Source organism: Enterobacter sp. JBIWA005, from assembly GCF_019968805.1.
In the GTDB taxonomy this organism is placed as follows: Bacteria; Pseudomonadota; Gammaproteobacteria; order Enterobacterales; family Enterobacteriaceae; genus Enterobacter; species Enterobacter vonholyi.
This window is the reverse complement of record NZ_CP074159.1, coordinates 1,850,088-1,868,185: the sequence shown is the minus strand read 5'-3', so window position 1 is coordinate 1,868,185 and position 18,098 is coordinate 1,850,088. Positions and strand designations below refer to the sequence as shown.

Genomic DNA, 18,098 nt, shown 5'->3' with positions numbered 1-18,098 from the left:
AAAAATCTCTAGCTTGAGCAACTGACCTCCAGCCGCTTGCCCCAGTCAGGCGGGCGGCTGACGTAATCATCATCCCGGTCGGCAAACGGCGTGCGCAGCGCCACGTGCAGACGGTGTAACTCGTCGTACTCGCCCTGCTCCGCCTGCTCAATCGCCCGCTGCGCCAGCCAGTTGCGCAACACCATCGCCGGGTTCGTGGCGTTCATCTGCGTCTGGCGAGTCGCATCATCTACCTGTTCCTGCTGCAGCCGCGCGCGGTACGATGCAAACCAGTCGTCAAACGCCTGTCTGTCAATAAACTCATCGCGCAGCGGGGAGGCGGCGCTGTGCTGCTCCGTCTGCCCCAGCATCCGGAAGGTGCGCGTGTAATCGCTGCCCTCGCGCGCCATCAGGGCAAACAGGCCATTGAGGATGTCGTTATCGCCCCTCTCCTGCGTCACCAGCCCCAGCTTGTTGCGCATCAGCGTGCCATATTCCCGCAGTAATATGTCCTGATAGCTGTCGAGCGCATCATTTAGGGCATCAACGTCGATAAACGGCGACAGGGTTTGCGCAAGCCGCTGCAGGTTCCACAGGCCCACCGCGGGCTGATTGTCAAAACTGTAGCGCCCCTGATAGTCGGAGTGGTTGCAGATATACCCCGGCTGATAATCGTCCAGGAAACCAAACGGGCCGTAGTCGAAGGTCAACCCGAGAAGCGACATGTTGTCCGTATTCATAACGCCATGGGCAAAGCCTACCGTTTGCCAGCGGGCAATCAGGGTTGCGGTACGGGCCACCACATCCCTGAACCAGAGAACGTATTTATCCGCCTCGTCCATCAGATGCGCCCAGTGGTGGCGAATGGCAAAGTCTGCCAGCTGGCGCACCTTTTCCGGCTCGCGACGATAGTAAAAGTGCTCAAAATGACCGAAGCGCAGATGGCTTTGCGCGATACGCATCAGCATTGCGCCCTTTTCCACGGTTTCGCGCACAACCGGCGTATCGCTGGTAACGATCGACAGCGCGCGGGTGGTGGGGATCCCCAGGGCATGCATCGCTTCGGAGCCCAGGCATTCGCGGATCGTTGAACGCAGAACCGCACGCCCGTCGCCCATTCGCGAATAGGGCGTCAGGCCCGCGCCTTTCAGGTGCCAGTCAACCGTCTCTCCGTTGGGAAGCCGTTGTTCACCGAGCAGGATCCCCCTGCCGTCGCCCAGTTGACCCGCCCAGACGCCAAACTGATGTCCGCTATAAACCTGCGCCAGTGGTTGCATTCCGGCGAGTAACGTTTCACCTCCCCAGACGCCAGCGCCCTCTGAACGCTGAAACAGCTCAGGCGGAATGGCCAGTTCTTCTGCCAGCAAATCGTTATGCCAGATAAGGCGTGAATTTTGTAACGGTGTTGGTTTGAGTGCGGTGTAAAAGCCGGGCAACTCATCATGCCATTGAGCAGTAAAAGACAGGGTCATAGGTCCTCCTGCTTTTAGTGTAGAGGGTTTACCCGGACTTAAACACGGGCGAAAGCAAGGGTTATCGCTGCTGAACCAGCGTTGTAACGTGCTCGGCAGAGACGGCTGGCCAAAGTGCGCCCTGCATGGCGCCAAAATTGAAGGACAACACGCGTTGCAACAGGCTGTGATCGTCAATGCCCGAGACGATCACTGACTGGCAATGCGGTGTGATTTGCCAGAGGATGGCGCGCATAAAAGGCTCAAAAGAGAGCTCCGGTGCGCGCTGCTGAATGAATCCTTTATCGAGGATTACCCGTTTAAATAATCCATCATAGACAGCTTTGAGCGAGGCGGCGCCTGCGCCAAAGTTTGCCAGCACCAACGGGAAATGGATTGCCATTCTCGCCAGCTGCAGATCGTCCTTGCCGTTATTTAAACCTGGATAATTCTCATTAACAGTAAACTCAAGAAACGGATAACGCTCAAGAATTGAAACAGCGTTTCCATTACTTAATAAAAATTCAACTATTGCAGGTGTAATATTGATCCATGCAATTAACTGATGCTGAATAAAAAACAGTTTACAGGTATCAAGCAATTGCAGTTTTTCGTTAAAAAGCACTAACTCTTCAGCTGCTGAAAGCCGAGGGATAACGAGTTCAGTGGGGATCCTCACATCGCTGCCGACGCCAGTAAAGTTAACCAGAACCTCTAAACCTTTAAGCTCCCCTGCGCTATTACGGGCGGGCAGAAGCAGCAGTTCAGACTGGTAAGCATTATCTAGCGTAATAATCATTGCACTCGCTCCGCATTAAAGATGAGAGAGGACATCCTGGAGCAATTGCCGACACAATTCCACTGTCGTGATTTTAATAAGAATAATTTCATTAGTTCCGTATTTATTTTCAGATTTATCCCTGAATCTAAAATAATTTTATCCTGGTTGCAAAATAATAGCCAGTTTTAGATAAAACAGACACATGCAGGATTCGATAATTTTAGATAAATTTAACTTTAAGCATCTTATTTGAGAAAAAACGGCATGATTTATTAGTTACCATGCCGCCATAAGAGAAGTTTCTGACAAAGACTATATACGTCGTGCCTGCCAGAAATTTTTACGCCAGTAAACATTATCAAGAGAAGAACGCATCACGCCGCGGCTGGTCGAGGCGTGAATGAACTGATTGTCTGTATCATAAATGCCCACGTGCAGACCACTTTCACCCGAGCCGATTTTGAAGAAAACCAGGTCCCCGGGCAGTAGATCGTCTTTATCAATTTCAGTACCAATTTCGGCCTGCTTGCGCGTTTCGCGAGGAAGCTGTAAATCAAACTTGTCGCGAAACGTCATCAGAACGAAGCCGGAGCAATCTACGCCGCCGCGGCTCATGCCACCGTAGCGATAAGGCGTACCGCGCCAGTTGCTCAGCTGGTCGTTGAGGCTGGCAATGACGGTGATCGAATCTGAAAGCCGTGGGTTAGGCGGCGGCGCACGATGGCTACTGCATCCCGCAAGAAAGAGTGCGGCCATCAGGATAAACCAGAATCGCATTTTCAGACGAATCCTCTGCTCTTTTTGTTCTTTTCGTAATTTAGCGTGCAATTGTGCTAAGAGGCAAGAAACGGTTACGTTTGCCCGGTAGAAATCAGCATCTTATGTCCCTCTATATCCAGCCTTCGGAACGACATGTTGTATGCGCGGGCAAGATGGGGCGGCGTAAGCACCTGATCCCGAGTACCGCTGGCGACCATCTTTCCCTGCGACAGTAGCCACACCCGGTGGGCATGACGCAGCGTGTGGTTGAGGTCATGACTGCTCATCACCACGGCGATGCCTTGTCGGCTCAGGGCGCTTAAAAGCGTATCCAGTGCTGCCTGCTGCGCCACATCCAGACCGCTCATGGGTTCATCGAGAAGCAGCATCCGCCCGTGAGGATTGCCTGCCGGGTGGATCTGAAGGATGACAGCCGCCAGTCGCACCCGCTGCCACTCTCCGCCGGAAAGCTGGCTGGCGTGCCGGGATAGTTTATCTTCCAGCCCGAGGGCCGCGGCCACGTCAGTCAGCAGTGCTGTATGTTGTTTGTCGTGCAAATGCAGCATCAGATAATGCCAGACCGGCATCGCAAAGGGCGGCACCTGCTGCTGCACGAGGTAACTGCGCCGATGCGCCAGCGAGACCGGTGACCAGTCGGCGAGCGTATGCTCAAGCAGCGTTATCTGCCCTTCTCCGTCAGTCATGCCTGCCATCCGTGCCAGCAGCGTGCTCTTTCCTGCGCCGTTCGGCCCGACAAGATGCAGGATTTCTCCCGCATTGACGGCGCCGGTCATCGGCTCAAGACGTCCCCTCTCGGCAACGTCCATGAGCTGCATCAGCAAAGACATTATTTCGCCAGCGCCAGCTTGATCGATTCCATGACGATCGGATCTTCTGGGGTCATATCGGGCGAAAAACGCTGAACGACCTGGCCATCGCGACCAATCAGGAATTTTTCAAAATTCCACAGGATATCGTCCGGGTAAAGCGGCGCGCGTCCTTTGCTGGCCATGCGTTCATAAAAACCGCTTCCTTCAGGCGCAACGGCCTTCGGCGCGGCAGCGATCAGCTTCGCATACAGCGGATGGCGGTCTTCCCCATTGACATCGATTTTGCTGAACATCGGGAACGTCACGCCATAGGTGGTGCTGCAGAAGGTTTTAATCTCTTCTTCGCTGCCCGGCTCCTGGCCCAGGAACTGGTTGCACGGGAATCCCAGCACGGTAAAACCGTCTTTCTCCCAGGCCTTCTGAATATTTTCCAGCTGCTCGTACTGCGGCGTCAGGCCACATTTGGATGCCACGTTGACGATAAGCAGCACGTTGCCTTTGTAGCGTTCCAGCGTGGTTTTATCGCCATCAATGGTGGTCACTTCAGTATTCAGGATATCTGACTGCATAGCATTTCCTCAGGTTGTCGATTTAACGTCCAGCTTTTAATAGTAGCCAGATAAATACCGGCGCGCCCAGCGTGGCGGTCACCACACCAATGGGCAGCTCTGCGGCCGTCAGGGCAAGCCGGGCGATGACGTCGGCCACCAGCAGCGTAACGGCCCCGGCAACCGCCGAGGCCGGAAGCAGGGTTCTGTGGTCCGTGAGGCCACACAGACGCAGCATGTGCGGGATCACCAGCCCGATAAAACCGATCGCGCCCGCCAGAGCCACGCTGACGCCGACCAGCCAGCCAATGGCTATTACCAGCACATTGCGCCAGAATCCAATCGGCATACCGAGCTGGCGGGCAGAGGTTTCACCTAGCGCGAGCATATTCAGCGGCTGCGCCTGCAGGGCAGCCCACACGATGACCGGTACCAGCAGCGCCATCAGCCAGCCCTGGTGCCAGTCAACGCCGCCAAAACCGCCCATCATCCAGTACATGAGCTGTCGCAGGTCAAAGGATGTTGAGAAGTAGACCGCCCAGGTCATCAACGCGCTACAGATGATCCCCAGCGCCACGCCGGCAAGCAGCAGACGGCTGGTCGATAAGTGCCGTCTGGCGAAACGAAGAAGTATCGCTGTGATCAGCAGTGCACCGAGAATAGCGCTCAGGCTAATACGCCATCCCGAGAGTTCTCCTCCTCCCAGCATTACCGCCGCAATCAGGCCTACGCCCGCTCCGTTCGACACGCCGAGCAGCCCCGGCTCCGCCAGAGGGTTATCAAACAACGCCTGCATTATGGTGCCGCATAGCGCCAGCGCGGCACCGACCAGAACCACCGCGACGGTGCGCGGCAGGCGAATTTGCCAGACGAAGAGCTGCCCGTCAGGCCCCCACCAGCTTTCAGGCCCAATCCATCTGTCGCCCGCGCAGAGGCTCACGCCCGCGGAGGCAATGAGCAGCAGCACCAGCAAAAGCAGGTGACGCCGATCGGAACGGTGCTGGTGATGGGCATAATCAAGCATGTGTACGGTTTTAGTAGCGTGAGATGTAATTGATTTTACGGCGGGTTTGCCGAAGAGCGCAAAGAAAAAAGGCCGCATGGGCGGCCTTTTTAGTTAGTTCATATTACTCTGCTTTAGGCGTTGCGTTTTCGACACGGCTTTTTAACTTCTGGCCGGGTCTGAAGGTCACCACGCGGCGGGCTGTAATGGGAATATCTTCCCCCGTCTTCGGGTTGCGGCCCGGACGTTGGTTTTTGTCTCGCAAATCAAAATTGCCAAAACCGGAGAGTTTTACCTGCTCACCATTTTCCAGAGCACGACGGATCTCTTCGAAAAACAGCTCTACCAGCTCTTTGGCATCCCGTTTGCTAAGCCCAAGCTTATCAAACAGATATTCTGACATTTCAGCTTTTGTAAGCGCCATAGGTTCAATCCCTCAATGATGCCTGGAATCGCTCTTTTAATGCCTCTACACATTTGGCGACGGTAGCGGCAATCTCCTCTTCTTCGAGTGTACGGCTGGTATCCTGAAGGATAAGGCTAATAGCGAGGCTCTTGAAACCTTCTGCTACGCCCTTGCCGCGGTACACGTCAAATAAGTTTACGCCAACTACCTGATTTACGCCAACTTTCTTACATTCGGCCAAAATATCTGCTGCAGGCACATTTTCCGCGACCACAACCGCGATATCACGGCGGTTTGCCGGGAAGCGGGAGACGTCCTGAGCCTGAGGAATCACGCGGTCAGCCACCGGGTTCCATTCCAGCTCGAACACGATGGTACGGCCGTTCAGATCCAGTTTACGCTCCAGCTCAGGGTGAACAACCCCAATAAAACCAACGCGTTTGCCGTCTAAATAGATGGCAGCGCTCTGGCCCGGATGCAGGGCCGGGATGGCTTCTGCGCGGAATTCAATTTCAGATAATTTACCGGTCAGATCCAGAATCGCTTCCAGATCGCCCTTCATATCGTAGAAATCAACCGTCCCTTTTGCCAGGTCCCAGTGCTCTTCATAGCGGTTACCGCTGATGGCGCCGGCCAGCATGAGATCCTGACGGATGCCTAAATTTGCCTGATTATCCGGTACAAAGCGCAAACCGCTTTCGAAAATGCGCACGCGGTTTTGCTGACGATTCTGGTTATAAACGATAGTACCCAGCAGGCCCGCCCACAGGGACAGACGCATCGCGGACATTTCGCTGGAGATTGGGCTTGGCAGGATCAGCGCTTCCTTGCCCGGATGGATCAGTTGCTGCAGTTTTGGATCAACAAAGCTGTAGGTGATCACTTCCTGGTAGCCTTTGTCGTTCAGCATGGTTTTCACACGCTTCAGGGACAGGTCGGCTTCACGGTGGGTGCCCATCACCAGACCTGCCTGCACAGGCTCGTCAGGGATGTTGTTGTAGCCATAAACACGGGCCACTTCTTCCACCAGATCTTCTTCAATTTCCATGTCGAAACGCCATGACGGCGCAACGGCTTTCCATTCGTCCTGGCCTTCGGTTACTTCACAGCCCAGACGCTTCAGGATATCGGTCACCTGCGCATCGGCAACGTGGTGACCAATCAGACGATCCAGCTTGCTGCGGCGCAGGGTGATGGTCGCACGCTTCGGCAGCGTCGCCTCGTTGGTGACGTCGATGACCGGGCCCGCTTCACCGCCGCAGATGTCGATCAGCAGGCGGGTCGCACGTTCCATCGCTTTATACTGCAGCGCCGGGTCAACACCGCGCTCGTAGCGGTGAGAGGCATCGGTATGCAGGCCGTGACGGCGTGCGCGACCGGTGATGGAGAGCGGGCTGAAGAACGCACATTCCAGCAGCACGTTTTGCGTCTCGTCGTTGACGCCCGAATGCTCGCCTCCGAAAATACCGCCCATTGCCAGCGCCTTGCTGTGGTCAGCAATCACCAAAGTGTCGGCGTTCAGTTTCGCTTCGCTGCCGTCCAGCAGAACCAGGGTTTCGCCCTCTTTCGCCATGCGCACAACGATGCCGCCGTCGATACGATCTTTATCGAACGCGTGCATTGGCTGGCCCAGCTCCAGCAGGACGTAGTTGGTCACGTCGACCACGGCGTCGATAGAGCGAATACCGCAGCGGCGCAGCTTCTCTTTCATCCACAGCGGAGTTGGCGCTTTCACGTTGATGCCTTTCACCACGCGACCGAGGTAGCGCGGGCAGGCATCCGCAGCGTCAACCTGAATAGGCAGCACGTCACTGATGGTCGCTTCAACCGGCGCGATCTCCGGCGCGTTCAGTTCGGTCTGGTTCAGCACGGCCACGTCGCGCGCCACGCCGATGATACCTAAGCAGTCGGCACGGTTTGGCGTGACGCTGATTTCAATAGTGTTGTCGTCAAGCTTCAGGTATTCACGGATATCGGTGCCGATTGGCGCATCCAGCGGCAGCTCGATGATGCCGTTGTGATCGTCGGAAATACCCAGCTCGGAGAAGGAGCACAGCATGCCTTCAGACGGCTCGCCGCGCAGCTTAGCCGCTTTAATTTTGAAATCGCCCGGCAGTACCGCCCCGACGGTCGCCACGGCCACCTTCAGGCCCTGACGGCAGTTTGGCGCACCGCAGACGATATCCAGCAGACGGTCACCGCCCACGTTCACTTTTGTCACGCGCAGTTTGTCAGCGTTAGGGTGCTGGCCGCACTCTACCACTTCGCCGACGACCACGCCGTTGAAGGCACCGGAAACCGGCTCAACGCCGTCTACTTCCAGACCCGCCATGGTGATCTGGTTAGAAAGCGCGTCGCTGTCCAGCGTGGTGTTCACCCACTCGCGTAACCACAGTTCACTGAATTTCATTGTTCTGTCCTGCCCTTATTTAAACTGTTTGAGGAAACGCAGATCGTTTTCGAAGAATGCCCGTAAATCGGTCACACCGTAGCGCAGCATGGTCAGACGCTCCATGCCCATACCGAAGGCAAAGCCGGAGTAGACTTCCGGATCGATACCTACGTTGCGCAGCACGTTTGGATGCACCATGCCGCAGCCCAGCACTTCCAGCCACTTGCCGTTTTTGCCCATCACGTCAACTTCCGCAGACGGTTCGGTGAACGGGAAGTAGGACGGACGGAAACGAACCTGCAGATCTTCCTCAAAGAAGTTGTTCAGAAAATCGTGCAGCGTGCCCTTCAGGTTGGTGAAGCTGATGTTTTTATCAACAATCAGGCCTTCCATCTGGTGGAACATTGGGGTGTGGGTCTGATCGTAGTCGTTACGATAGACGCGGCCCGGCGCGATAATACGGATTGGTGGCTCTTGCTCCTTCATGGTACGGATCTGAACGCCGGAGGTCTGAGTACGCAGCAGACGCGTTGCGTCGAACCAGAAAGTGTCGTGGTCAGCGCGTGCCGGATGATGGCCAGGAATGTTCAGGGCGTCGAAGTTATGGTAATCATCTTCGATTTCCGGGCCAGTCGCCACGGTAAAGCCGAGCTCACCGAAGAAACTTTCAATGCGATCGATGGTGCGGGTAACCGGGTGCAGACCGCCGTTCTCGATGCGGCGACCCGGCAGAGAGACGTCGATCGTCTCTGCGGCCAGACGCGCATTCAGCACAGCGCTTTCCAGCTCGGCTTTACGTGCGTTAAGCGCCTGCTGTACCTGCTCCTTGGCTTCGTTAATCACCGCTCCCGCTGCCGGACGTTCTTCTGGCGGCAGCTCACGCAGGGTTGTCATCTGAAGGGTCAGGTGCCCTTTCTTCCCAAGATATTCGACGCGGACATTGTCTAACGCGGCAACATCTGAGGCCTGATTAATGGCGGCTGTTGCACTGGCAACCAGCTCTGCGAGATGTGACATGATTTTCCTCATTATGTCGGTGCAGACACCGATTTGGTGGAGTTATTCTCTCAAATTCAGGCACAAAAAAAGCCTCCATCGGGAGGCTTATCTGGCGCTGTTTTTCGTTTCATCTTTCACGCGCTAGCCTCCTGAAATCAGGTGCTAAAGTAAAAGAAGAAGCGGAAAATAGCAGCATTCATGCTTGCGTTACCTTGTCTGGTAAAAACCGTTAAGACCTTATTGAAAAGCCTGCACGGGTAAATGTCAATCTTCTTACAGGGTTATATGAAAAGAGGGAGCCAGGCCCCCTCTCTCAACTGGCTTATGCCAGTGCTGCTTTCGCTTTTTCGACCAGAGCGGTGAACGCTACTTTGTCGAATACTGCGATGTCAGCCAGGATCTTACGGTCGATTTCAACAGAGGCTTTTTTCAGGCCGTTGATGAATTTGCTGTAAGAAATACCGTTCTGACGTGCTGCTGCGTTGATACGCGCAATCCACAGTTGACGGAACTGACGCTTACGCTGACGACGGTCACGGTAAGCGTACTGACCTGCTTTGATAACAGCCTGGAAGGCAACGCGGTAAACGCGTGAACGCGCACCGTAGTAGCCTTTAGCTTGTTTCAAAATTTTCTTGTGACGTGCACGTGCAATTACACCACGTTTTACGCGAGCCATATGTGCTCTCCTGTATCTATATTCTTAGTAAAAAATTAAACGTTAACGGCTTATGCGTACGGCAGGCACGCGATAACCAGACCCAGATCGCCTTTAGAAACGAGGCCTTTTGGACGCAGGTGACGTTTACGCTTAGTAGATTTTTTGGTCAGAATATGACGCAGGTTTGCGTGCTTACGCTTAAATCCACCACCACCGGTTTTTTTGAAGCGCTTAGCAGCACCGCGTACGGTCTTAATTTTTGGCATCTTAATAACTTCCACTTCGCATTGTTAAATAAACGAAACATAGGCGAACAAAACCTATGAAACCCGAAGGCTCCACAGATTTTGCTGCTTGAAGGCCTTACTGTTTCTTCTTAGGAGCGAGCACCATGATCATCTGGCGGCCTTCGATCTTCGTAGGGAAGGATTCGACTACTGCCAGTTCACTCAGATCGTCACGGACGCGGTTAAGCACTTCCATACCAATCTGTTGGTGGGCCATCTCACGACCACGGAAACGCAGTGTGATCTTGGCCTTATCGCCATCTTCCAGAAAGCGAATCAGGCTGCGGAGTTTTACCTGATAATCGCCATCGTCGGTACCAGGACGGAATTTGATTTCCTTAACCTGGATAACTTTTTGCTTCTTCTTCTGTTCCTTAGAAGACTTACTCTTTTCATAAAGGAACTTGCCGTAGTCCATGATACGACAAACTGGCGGTTCGGCGTTAGGGCTGATTTCAACTAAATCTACTCCAGCTTCTTCAGCTTTTTCGATCGCTTCTCTCAGACTCACAATCCCCAGTGGTTCACCTTCAAGATCTGTTAAGCGAACTTCCTGGGCGCGAATCTCGCCATTGATACGATTCGGACGTGCCGTTTGAACTCGTTTTCCGCCTTTAATACCTTATTCCTCCAGTTGTTGAAGACTGCGGCTGCGAATCTCTTGTTGCAGCTTCTCAATCACTTCACTTACGTCCAGGCTGCCCAGGTCTTTACCACGGCGGGTGCGAACGGCAACTTTGCCTGCTTCCACCTCTTTATCACCACAGACCAACATATACGGGACACGACGTAAAGTGTGCTCGCGGATTTTAAAGCCAATCTTCTCATTTCTCAAGTCTGCTTTTACGCGAATGCCCGCATTTTGTAGTTTCTGCGTCAATTCTTTAACGTAATCCGCCTGAGAATCGGTAATGTTCATCACCACGACCTGCACTGGCGCAAGCCAGGTTGGGAAGAAGCCAGCGAACTCTTCGGTCAGGATGCCGATGAAGCGCTCCAGAGAACCGAGAATAGCACGGTGAATCATTACTGGTACCTGACGTTCGTTGTCTTCGCCAACATAAGAGGCGCTTAAACGCTGCGGCAGGGAGAAGTCCAGCTGTACAGTACCGCACTGCCATGCGCGATCGAGGCAGTCATACAGGGTAAATTCAATTTTCGGACCGTAGAATGCGCCCTCACCCAGCTGGTATTCGAACGGAATGCCGTTCTCTTCCAGCGCCACGGCGAGATCCGCTTCTGCGCGATCCCAGGTCTCATCGCTGCCGATACGTTTTTCCGGACGCGTTGAGAGTTTGACCACGATCTTCTCGAAGCCAAAGGTGCTGTACATATCGTAGACCATACGAATACAGGCGTTAACTTCGTCACGGACCTGATCTTCAGTACAGAAGATATGCGCATCATCCTGAGTAAAGCCACGCACACGCATCAGGCCGTGCAGCGCACCTGATGGTTCGTTACGGTGGCAGCTACCGAACTCCGCCATACGCAGCGGCAGGTCGCGGTAGGATTTTAGACCCTGGTTAAAGATCTGAACGTGACCCGGGCAGTTCATTGGCTTGATGCAGTATTCACGGTTCTCAGACGAGGTGGTGAACATCGCATCTTTGTAGTTGTCCCAGTGGCCGGTTTTTTCCCACAGCACACGGTCCATCATGAACGGGCCTTTTACTTCCTGATACTGGTACTCTTTCAGCTTGGAGCGTACGAACGTTTCCAGCTCACGGAAAATGGTCCAGCCATCGTTATGCCAGAACACCATACCCGGCGCTTCTTCCTGCATGTGGTACAGGTCAAGCTGCTTGCCGATTTTACGATGGTCACGCTTCGCCGCCTCTTCCAGACGCAGCAGGTACGCGTTCAGGGCTTTTTTATCGGCCCACGCGGTACCATAGATACGCTGCAACATCTTGTTGTTGCTGTCGCCACGCCAGTAGGCGCCGGCGATCTTCATCAGCTTAAAGTGATGACAGAAGCGCATGTTCGGCACGTGCGGTCCACGGCACATGTCGACGTATTCTTCGTGATGGTACAAGCCAGGCTTGTCATCATGGGAAATATTTTCGTCAAGAATAGAGACTTTATAGCTCTCGCCGCGCTTCACGAAGGTTTCACGCGCTTCGTGCCAGCTGACTTTCTTCTTGATGACGTCATAGTTCGTTTCGGCGAGCTCGTGCATACGTTTTTCGAGCGCGTCGATATCTTCCTGAGTCAGAGTATGGTCAAGGTCAACGTCGTAGTAGAAACCATTGTCGATAACCGGACCGATCGCCATTTTGGTGTTCGGCCACAGCTGCTTGATGGCATGACCTAACAGGTGCGCGCAGGAGTGACGAATGATCTCCAGACCTTCTTCGTCTTTCGCGGTGATGATGGCAAGCGTCGCATCGTTTTCAATCAGGTCGGAGGCATCCACCAGCTCACCGTTAACACGGCCAGCAATAGTCGCTTTCGCGAGACCAGGACCAATGTCCAGGGCAACATCCATTGGGCTAACAGCACGGTCGAAATGGCGTTGGCTGCCATCAGGAAGAGTAATTACAGGCATTTTATATCCTTATTTGCAGTGATGCCCCACACATAAGAGCATATACAAAGAAAATAATCGTGATTTGACAATAGATTACGACACCATCTGACCAACAATCGTCAAATTGGTTCGTCATCATTCACCTGCCGAATTCAGATTAATTCGGATTTACGGCAAGCGACGTAATGTTAACACTAACAGAAAGGAGATTGCACCCTCTGCGGCCAGATTGATGGGCTGACACTTTCGCACGAATTTGCAGGTTGCTTCTCCCCTGCGCTCGCATTTCGATGATGCTGGGCTACTCTTGAACAGGTCCTTAAACCCAAAGGTGCATACCATGAACGTATCCAGTAGAACGGTTGTGATATTGAACATCCTTTCCGCCACAGGTTTATTGTTGATTCTCGCCGAACGATTCCACTGGTTCTGAGCCAGACCCTTCGCTGGCATAACCCAATCGATCCTGAAAAGGGGCATATTTCGGCCCTGTTTGGTAGACTGTGGATATTAACGAACAAGGATTAGGTTATGCCAACAAAACGATTTGCCGTAAAACACTGGAAAATGGTGCTGGTGTTGATTGCCATCTGCGGCGCAATGCTGCTACTCCGTTGGGCGGCAATGATTTGGGGCTAGGGGCGAATGCAGGTCATCAGAAGGGACATCAAAAAGTCACAGACAATAAACGGGCCGACATCATCATCGGCCCGCTTTTATTACATTCTATAACCCAGTGAAACCGTGGTTCTGCGGTCGGTATGATCCGGCGCAGATTCTGGTGGTGAAGAGTTCCAGGTCACGTTGTAGGCGAGTTTCAGACCAAAGTGTTCGTTGATAGCCACGTTAAGCGCCGTCTCAGAGTTCAACGTCGTATCGTCGGCACCAAATACAGAAACACCCTGGGTAAATTTGGTGTTGTCAGTCATCTGCCAGGCATAGGTACCGGAAGCGTAACCGAGCGGTTGAGTTTTGGTATCGCCATTGGTGTATTCGTCATAACGCACACCCGGACCGAATTCAAAACGGAAGCTGTGCACCGGTCCGTTCAGGAACTGACGACCATAACCGGCGGTGAAGACATCGCGCTGGCGATAACCGTTGTAACGGTCAGTTAACCAGCTCCCCTGACCAAACAGATAGTCATAGTCGGTCATGTTGTAACGGCTACGTCCGCCTACCGCATATTTCTCGGAAGAGCGTTCGTCGTTAGCGGAAGTGTTGCTGGCATTACCCCACAGAGACCAGGCGGTAGTATTACCGTACCATGTGAGCGTACTGTCCGCCGTCAGAGAAGAGCTTTTCGTGTTACCGGATTGTGCCAGGTACCCAGCATTCAGGTTACCTTCAAACGGTTTTTTCGCGGTGGATGGATCGTCCATGACAGTAAAAACGGAATCATCGGCGGTCGCGTTCATAGCCGCAAACACGCCACCCGCCAGCATCAGTGCAGCGGGCACTGTCTTTAAAAGCTTCATTTTATTAAGGAGTCCGTACAACAAAAAAAGAGACCACACGGTCCCGGAATCTTTCTTGAGGATCAATGACAAGGCGTCCAGAGAAAGGTAACAAATTATAAAAAGCCGCAAATAACATAGCAATGTTTTCTTATTTCATTTTTTGAATAAGAACGATCTCAAAAAGCGTTTTATTTTATATATCTCCGGCCTGACTTTTATTCAGTATTCATATTTAAAATCATACTGTTATTTACATTGCCTTCCTGACAAATGGTGCCAGACTAAAAGGAACCCATGCTAAAAGGAGGTAATGATGGTTTCTATCTACACCCTGACGCTCTCCCCTTCCCTTGATTCCGCCACCCTGACGCCGCAGATTTACCCGGAAGGTAAATTGCGCTGTAGCGCCCCGGTCTTTGAGCCTGGCGGCGGCGGGATCAACGTGGCACGCGCCATTACCCATCTCGGCGGCAAAGCCACGGCCATTTTTCCCGCAGGTGGTGCTACCGGTGAACACCTGGTCTCTCTGCTGGCCGATGAACAGGTGGCCGTAGACACCGTCGAGGCGAAAGACTGGACGCGGCAAAACCTGCATGTCCACGTGGGATCCAGCGGCGAACAGTACCGTTTTGTCATGCCGGGCGCGAAACTTACCGATGACGAGTTTCGTCAGCTTGAAGAGAAAGTGCTGACGATAGAAAGCGGCGCGCTGCTGGTGGTAAGCGGCAGCCTGCCGCCTGGCGTCAGCACGGAAAAATTGACGGCGCTGATTCAGGCTGCACAGCAACGCGGTATCCGCTGCATCGTTGACAGCAGCGGTGAGGCCCTGCAGGCGGCACTGGTGCCGGGCAATCTTGAACTGGTCAAACCCAACCAGAAAGAGTTAAGCGCGCTGGTCAACCGCGAACTGACGCAGCCTGACGATGTTCGCACCGCCGCGCAGGAGCTGGTGCGCAGCGGCAAAGCGCGGCGCGTGGTGGTTTCCCTTGGCCCTCAGGGGGCGCTTGCAGTTGATGAATCGTCATCCGTTCAGGTTGTTCCGCCGCCGATGAAGAGTCAGAGCACGGTTGGCGCGGGTGACAGCATGGTGGGCGCGATGACGCTCAAACTGGCGCAGGGCGCGTCTCTGCTCGAAATGACACGCTACGGCGTAGCGGCGGGTAGCGCCGCCACCATCAACCAGGGCACACGTCTCTGTTCACTTGCCGATACGCAAAAAATCGTCGATTACCTGTCCCGAAATTAACGCCTGTTCCCCTTCGTCTTTACGGAGGGGAATGTCATCACCGAGTCGCCAAACGCAAACTATCGACTATGCTAAGAAAACTTCCATGATAACAATGAGGTGAATTATGAGCAGTGGTGACATCACACGCTACGTCGTGTCCATCAACCTTCATGAGGCATCGCTGACCGAGCTGAATGAGCTCAACAATGCGTTTACCCGGGCTAATTTTCTCCTCACGCTGACGGATGACGAGGGCAATATTCATGATTTAGGCACCCTGACATTTGGTCTGATCGGCGCCCTTAGTCAGGAAGAGGTTCAAGCGCTGGCCGCCAGTCTGGTGGAGAGCGTGACCGACAAGCCTAGCGAAATTAACGTGGATACATGGGAAAACTGGCGAAAAAAAGAACAATAAGTGCGCTGCATGAATTTAAACCGCTCAGGTGTGCGTTAGTTCGTATTTTTTTACCGCAATTATGCGCTAACTTTATGATCTGGCAGACAACATGGGAGAGTGAACATGTGGCAGGCTATCAGTCATCTTTTACGTGAGCAGCTGGGTGAAGGTGAAATTGAACTGCGTAACGAACTGCCAGGCGGTGAGATCCACGCCGCGTGGCATTTACGCTACGCAGGGCGCGATCTTTTCGTTAAATGCGATGAACGAGAGCTGCTTCCGATATTTACCGCCGAAGCCGATCAGCTGGAGCTGTTGTCGCGCAGTAAAACGGTGACGGTCCCACAGGTTCTGGCCGTAGGTAGCGACCGCGATTACAGTTTCCTGGTGATGGAGTACCTCCCCGCCCGTCCTCTGGATGCGCATAATGCATTCATTCTTGGCCAGCAGCTAGCGCGCCTCCATCAGTGGAGCGACCAGCCGCAGTTTGGGCTCGATTTTGACAACGACCTCTCCACCACGCCACAACCCAATGCCTGGCAGCGTCGCTGGTCGACTTTTTTTGCCGAGCAGCGCATTGGCTGGCAGCTTGAGCTTGCCGCCGAGAAAGGGCTGGAATTTGGCAATATTGATGCCATCGTCGAGCATGTTCAGCAGCGTCTGGCCTCCCACCAGCCTCAGGCGTCTCTGCTTCACGGCGACTTATGGTCCGATAACTGCGCGCTGGGTCCAAACGGCCCCTACATCTTCGACCCGGCCTGCTACTGGGGTGACAGAGAGTGCGATCTTGCCATGCTGCCGCTTCATCCGGAGCAGCCGCCGCAAATATATGACGGATACCAGTCTGTTTCCCCCCTGCCGCCCGGTTTCCTCGACCGCCAGCCGGTGTATCAGCTTTATACCCTGATGAACCGAGCCATTCTTTTTGGCGGAGAACACCTTGTTAACGCGCAGCGGGCACTTGAGCGTATGCTTGCCGCCTGAGACGCGAACGGGTGGCTATGCAGCCACCCGTGTCGCTTACAGAAAACCGAGCAGTGAGAAGAAGAAATATCCCGCCACAATGATAATCACGGGAAGAATATAGAGCGGGAAAATTTGCAGGAAAATGGTGTGACGCGGCACAACAATGCGGGATTCAATCTGCTCCCGACTCATGCCTTCCGGGCCTTTAGCCTGCTCCAGAATCAACTGATCCTCAACGCCTTCACGTAAAAAGCGCGTCTGACGGCTCATTCGCGCCCCAGAGGCCTGCAGTGCCAGCGCGACAAAGATCAGGGCGTATATCACCCAAAAGCCGATATTCAGCTGTTGATGAAAATCCGGGGTGGGTGAGTTGAACCAGAAGACATTCAAAAATGGCGTATTGAAACGCATCATCTCAATCATAACATGCGCAAAATCAAGCATTACCGCATTGATACCCGGCTGTTTTTCGCTGTGGTCGTACATAAATTTGAGTACAGAAATCAGCGTAGAAATGACGGCAGGAATAAAAATCACCCAGCCTGCAATACGTTTTAAGACCGCAATGCGTCCAGCTTGTTGATACGTCATCAGTTCCTCTTCATAAAGACGCGTTATTTGTGCCTAAGTCTACCTGCTGGTCATCAATTTCGCCCGCTCTTTAAAAGCAATATGCTAAATTGCAGATTGTGCTTAGCACTTATCGTCTGTCGTACACCCTGGATAAGGAGACGTTGTGATGTCGACACCGCGCCAAATTCTTGCCGCAATTTTTGACATGGATGGATTACTGATCGATTCCGAACCGCTGTGGGATCGCGCCGAACTGGACGTTATGGCCAGCCTGGGTGTGGATATCAGCCGCCGTAATGAACTACCCGATACGCTGGGCCTGCGCATCGACATGGTGGTTGACCTGTGGTTTGCCCAACAGCCGTGGGTGGGTCCAAGTCGTGATGAAGTGACCGCGCGCATTATCAGCCGCGCCATTTCGCTGGTGGAAGAGAATAGACCACTGCTGCCCGGCGTACGTGAGGCCGTCGCGCTGTGTAAAGCCCAGGGGCTGAAGGTCGGACTGGCCTCGGCTTCACCGCTGCATATGCTGGAAAAAGTGCTCGTCATGTTTGAACTGCGCGACAGTTTCGACGCGCTGGCGTCCGCTGAAAAATTGCCTTACAGCAAGCCGCACCCGCAGGTCTATCTGGACTGCGCCGCTAAGCTCGGCCTGGATCCCCTCAACTGCGTTGCGCTGGAAGACTCCGTTAACGGCATGGTCGCCTCTAAAGCCGCGCGGATGCGCTCCATTGTGGTGCCTGCGGAAGAAGGCCGCCACGATCCCCGGTTTGCCCTCGCCGATGTGAAGCTAAATTCACTGGCAGAACTCACGGCGCATCATCTGCAGGGCGGTTAACGCCCTC

22 protein-coding genes and 1 other annotated feature are annotated in these 18,098 nt (G+C 53.7%); of the genes, 6 read left to right on the top strand and 16 right to left on the bottom strand.

Annotated features, from left to right (window positions below; all coding sequences use genetic code 11):
- Nucleotides 1-8: 8 nt before the first annotated feature.
- The 14 genes from selO to thrS form a co-directional block, all read right to left on the bottom strand.
- The gene (gene selO / locus KGP22_RS08880) at nucleotides 9-1,451 is read right to left on the bottom strand and encodes a protein adenylyltransferase SelO (RefSeq protein ID WP_223581935.1); all 1,443 of its coding nucleotides are present in this window, start codon (nucleotides 1,449-1,451) and stop codon (nucleotides 9-11) included.
- A gap of 61 nt (nucleotides 1,452-1,512) precedes the next feature.
- On the bottom strand, nucleotides 1,513-2,229 hold the full coding sequence (locus KGP22_RS08875; RefSeq protein WP_111965617.1) for an EAL domain-containing protein: 717 nt from the start codon (nucleotides 2,227-2,229) through the stop codon (nucleotides 1,513-1,515).
- 294 nt (nucleotides 2,230-2,523) lie between these two features.
- Entirely contained in the window at nucleotides 2,524-2,988 is a 465-nt protein-coding gene (locus KGP22_RS08870) for an NlpC/P60 family protein (protein ID WP_223581933.1), read from the bottom strand.
- A gap of 74 nt (nucleotides 2,989-3,062) precedes the next feature.
- Nucleotides 3,063-3,818 carry a vitamin B12 ABC transporter ATP-binding protein BtuD gene (gene btuD / locus KGP22_RS08865; protein ID WP_127730480.1) on the bottom strand — a complete coding sequence of 252 codons (756 nt, stop codon included), beginning with the start codon at nucleotides 3,816-3,818 and terminating at the stop codon, nucleotides 3,063-3,065.
- Complete coding sequence (locus KGP22_RS08860) at nucleotides 3,818-4,369, bottom strand: glutathione peroxidase (RefSeq protein ID WP_111965614.1); 552 nt, start codon at nucleotides 4,367-4,369, stop codon at nucleotides 3,818-3,820. Before KGP22_RS08860 ends, btuD begins: the two co-directional genes overlap by 1 nt.
- 22 nt (nucleotides 4,370-4,391) lie before the next feature.
- Complete coding sequence (gene btuC, locus KGP22_RS08855) at nucleotides 4,392-5,372, bottom strand: vitamin B12 ABC transporter permease BtuC (RefSeq protein ID WP_111965766.1); 981 nt, start codon at nucleotides 5,370-5,372, stop codon at nucleotides 4,392-4,394.
- Nucleotides 5,373-5,475: 103 nt separating this feature from the next.
- Entirely contained in the window at nucleotides 5,476-5,775 is a 300-nt protein-coding gene (gene ihfA / locus KGP22_RS08850; protein WP_003857805.1) for an integration host factor subunit alpha, read from the bottom strand.
- 4 nt (nucleotides 5,776-5,779) lie between these two features.
- Nucleotides 5,780-8,167, bottom strand: a complete 2,388-nt coding sequence (gene pheT / locus KGP22_RS08845; protein WP_223581931.1) for a phenylalanine--tRNA ligase subunit beta — start codon at nucleotides 8,165-8,167, stop codon at nucleotides 5,780-5,782.
- Between the two features lie 15 nt (nucleotides 8,168-8,182).
- Nucleotides 8,183-9,166, bottom strand: coding sequence for a phenylalanine--tRNA ligase subunit alpha (pheS, locus tag KGP22_RS08840; RefSeq protein WP_020884406.1), 984 nt, complete (start codon nucleotides 9,164-9,166; stop codon nucleotides 8,183-8,185).
- Nucleotides 9,167-9,228: 62 nt separating this feature from the next.
- Nucleotides 9,229-9,353 (bottom strand) — a sequence feature (Phe leader region).
- Nucleotides 9,304-9,348: a pheST operon leader peptide PheM gene (gene pheM, locus KGP22_RS08835; protein ID WP_001386830.1), complete on the bottom strand. Its 45-nt coding sequence runs from the start codon at nucleotides 9,346-9,348 to the stop codon at nucleotides 9,304-9,306. It overlaps the preceding feature by 45 nt.
- A gap of 117 nt (nucleotides 9,354-9,470) precedes the next feature.
- Nucleotides 9,471-9,827: a 50S ribosomal protein L20 gene (rplT, locus tag KGP22_RS08830; protein ID WP_000124850.1), complete on the bottom strand. Its 357-nt coding sequence runs from the start codon at nucleotides 9,825-9,827 to the stop codon at nucleotides 9,471-9,473.
- Between the two features lie 50 nt (nucleotides 9,828-9,877).
- Nucleotides 9,878-10,075: a 50S ribosomal protein L35 gene (rpmI, locus tag KGP22_RS08825; protein ID WP_003030583.1), complete on the bottom strand. Its 198-nt coding sequence runs from the start codon at nucleotides 10,073-10,075 to the stop codon at nucleotides 9,878-9,880.
- 97 nt (nucleotides 10,076-10,172) lie between these two features.
- On the bottom strand, nucleotides 10,173-10,715 hold the full coding sequence (infC, locus tag KGP22_RS08820; protein WP_014069901.1) for a translation initiation factor IF-3: 543 nt from the start codon (nucleotides 10,713-10,715) through the stop codon (nucleotides 10,173-10,175).
- A gap of 3 nt (nucleotides 10,716-10,718) precedes the next feature.
- Nucleotides 10,719-12,647, bottom strand: coding sequence for a threonine--tRNA ligase (thrS, locus tag KGP22_RS08815; protein WP_008500657.1), 1,929 nt, complete (start codon nucleotides 12,645-12,647; stop codon nucleotides 10,719-10,721).
- A 322-nt stretch (nucleotides 12,648-12,969) separates the two neighbouring features.
- On the opposite strand from thrS, the gene yncL reads away from it, so the two are divergent.
- Together yncL and yniD are read left to right on the top strand one after the other, a co-directional pair.
- Nucleotides 12,970-13,062 (top strand): stress response membrane protein YncL, encoded by a 93-nt coding sequence (gene yncL, locus KGP22_RS08810; protein WP_021241082.1) that lies wholly within the window; start codon nucleotides 12,970-12,972, stop codon nucleotides 13,060-13,062.
- Between the two features lie 98 nt (nucleotides 13,063-13,160).
- On the top strand, nucleotides 13,161-13,268 hold the full coding sequence (gene yniD / locus KGP22_RS08805) for a small membrane protein YniD (protein WP_008500658.1): 108 nt from the start codon (nucleotides 13,161-13,163) through the stop codon (nucleotides 13,266-13,268).
- 80 nt (nucleotides 13,269-13,348) lie between these two features.
- Here yniD and KGP22_RS08800 read toward each other — a convergent pair whose 3' ends face one another.
- The gene (locus KGP22_RS08800; protein WP_111965612.1) at nucleotides 13,349-14,107 is read right to left on the bottom strand and encodes a YdiY family protein; all 759 of its coding nucleotides are present in this window, start codon (nucleotides 14,105-14,107) and stop codon (nucleotides 13,349-13,351) included.
- A gap of 295 nt (nucleotides 14,108-14,402) precedes the next feature.
- Here KGP22_RS08800 and pfkB point away from each other — a divergent pair, with 295 nt between their 5' ends.
- From pfkB to KGP22_RS08785, 3 genes are all read left to right on the top strand, one after another.
- Nucleotides 14,403-15,335, top strand: a complete 933-nt coding sequence (pfkB, locus tag KGP22_RS08795; protein ID WP_127732767.1) for a 6-phosphofructokinase II — start codon at nucleotides 14,403-14,405, stop codon at nucleotides 15,333-15,335.
- A gap of 106 nt (nucleotides 15,336-15,441) precedes the next feature.
- Entirely contained in the window at nucleotides 15,442-15,732 is a 291-nt protein-coding gene (gene ghoS, locus KGP22_RS08790; protein WP_223581929.1) for a type V toxin-antitoxin system endoribonuclease antitoxin GhoS, read from the top strand.
- Nucleotides 15,733-15,837: 105 nt separating this feature from the next.
- Complete coding sequence (locus KGP22_RS08785; RefSeq protein ID WP_024909435.1) at nucleotides 15,838-16,698, top strand: fructosamine kinase family protein; 861 nt, start codon at nucleotides 15,838-15,840, stop codon at nucleotides 16,696-16,698.
- Between the two features lie 36 nt (nucleotides 16,699-16,734).
- On the opposite strand, the gene KGP22_RS08780 is transcribed toward KGP22_RS08785, so the two are convergent.
- Entirely contained in the window at nucleotides 16,735-17,271 is a 537-nt protein-coding gene (locus tag KGP22_RS08780) for a YniB family protein (RefSeq protein ID WP_023311291.1), read from the bottom strand.
- A gap of 148 nt (nucleotides 17,272-17,419) precedes the next feature.
- Here KGP22_RS08780 and hxpB point away from each other — a divergent pair, with 148 nt between their 5' ends.
- Nucleotides 17,420-18,091: a hexitol phosphatase HxpB gene (hxpB, locus tag KGP22_RS08775; protein ID WP_223581927.1), complete on the top strand. Its 672-nt coding sequence runs from the start codon at nucleotides 17,420-17,422 to the stop codon at nucleotides 18,089-18,091.
- The last annotated feature ends 7 nt before the right edge of the window (nucleotides 18,092-18,098 follow it).

Bases quoted from the DNA above. Each gene is read 5' to 3' on its own strand.
- selO (WP_223581935.1), bottom strand. From the start codon at position 1,451: ATGACCCTGTCTTTTACTGCTCAATGGCATGATGAGTTGCCCGGCTTT.
- KGP22_RS08875 (WP_111965617.1), bottom strand. From the start codon at position 2,229: ATGATTATTACGCTAGATAATGCTTACCAGTCTGAACTGCTGCTTCTG.
- KGP22_RS08870 (WP_223581933.1), bottom strand. From the start codon at position 2,988: ATGCGATTCTGGTTTATCCTGATGGCCGCACTCTTTCTTGCGGGATGC.
- btuD (WP_127730480.1), bottom strand. From the start codon at position 3,818: ATGTCTTTGCTGATGCAGCTCATGGACGTTGCCGAGAGGGGACGTCTT.
- KGP22_RS08860 (WP_111965614.1), bottom strand. From the start codon at position 4,369: ATGCAGTCAGATATCCTGAATACTGAAGTGACCACCATTGATGGCGAT.
- btuC (WP_111965766.1), bottom strand. From the start codon at position 5,372: ATGCTTGATTATGCCCATCACCAGCACCGTTCCGATCGGCGTCACCTG.
- ihfA (WP_003857805.1), bottom strand. From the start codon at position 5,775: ATGGCGCTTACAAAAGCTGAAATGTCAGAATATCTGTTTGATAAGCTT.
- pheT (WP_223581931.1), bottom strand. From the start codon at position 8,167: ATGAAATTCAGTGAACTGTGGTTACGCGAGTGGGTGAACACCACGCTG.
- pheS (WP_020884406.1), bottom strand. From the start codon at position 9,166: ATGTCACATCTCGCAGAGCTGGTTGCCAGTGCAACAGCCGCCATTAAT.
- rplT (WP_000124850.1), bottom strand. From the start codon at position 9,827: ATGGCTCGCGTAAAACGTGGTGTAATTGCACGTGCACGTCACAAGAAA.
- rpmI (WP_003030583.1), bottom strand. From the start codon at position 10,075: ATGCCAAAAATTAAGACCGTACGCGGTGCTGCTAAGCGCTTCAAAAAA.
- thrS (WP_008500657.1), bottom strand. From the start codon at position 12,647: ATGCCTGTAATTACTCTTCCTGATGGCAGCCAACGCCATTTCGACCGT.
- yncL (WP_021241082.1), top strand. From the start codon at position 12,970: ATGAACGTATCCAGTAGAACGGTTGTGATATTGAACATCCTTTCCGCC.
- yniD (WP_008500658.1), top strand. From the start codon at position 13,161: ATGCCAACAAAACGATTTGCCGTAAAACACTGGAAAATGGTGCTGGTG.
- KGP22_RS08800 (WP_111965612.1), bottom strand. From the start codon at position 14,107: ATGAAGCTTTTAAAGACAGTGCCCGCTGCACTGATGCTGGCGGGTGGC.
- pfkB (WP_127732767.1), top strand. From the start codon at position 14,403: ATGGTTTCTATCTACACCCTGACGCTCTCCCCTTCCCTTGATTCCGCC.
- ghoS (WP_223581929.1), top strand. From the start codon at position 15,442: ATGAGCAGTGGTGACATCACACGCTACGTCGTGTCCATCAACCTTCAT.
- KGP22_RS08785 (WP_024909435.1), top strand. From the start codon at position 15,838: ATGTGGCAGGCTATCAGTCATCTTTTACGTGAGCAGCTGGGTGAAGGT.
- KGP22_RS08780 (WP_023311291.1), bottom strand. From the start codon at position 17,271: ATGACGTATCAACAAGCTGGACGCATTGCGGTCTTAAAACGTATTGCA.
- hxpB (WP_223581927.1), top strand. From the start codon at position 17,420: ATGTCGACACCGCGCCAAATTCTTGCCGCAATTTTTGACATGGATGGA.